General features: G+C 36.0%; 1 pseudogene. It reads right to left on the reverse strand.

The features are described from left to right. Window positions 1-275, reverse strand: a pseudogene (locus Q0856_RS18100) (hypothetical protein); the annotation flags it as partial.

The raw sequence follows: 275 nt of genomic DNA on the forward strand, positions 1-275 counted from the left end.
GTTCTTCCACTTTTAGCTTTAATTACAGTTCCAGGTTCAATAGTTAAGGTAGCTCCTTCTTTTACTGTTAAAGATCCTGTTAAGTTATACTCAATAGAAGCTAATAAAAGACTGTTTTCGGTAATTTCCCCGGACAGGTCAGTATTAGTAATTGAGTTAGCTGCTGATTTAGTTACTACGAAAGATTGATTAGCCCAGTCAAATGCAGATAAATCAGCACCAACACCAGCTTTTGTTTCTACAGTATTATCTGCTGACACACTAATACCATCAGT

This window comes from uncultured Maribacter sp. (assembly GCF_947496775.1).
Classification (GTDB): Bacteria; Bacteroidota; Bacteroidia; order Flavobacteriales; family Flavobacteriaceae; genus Maribacter_B.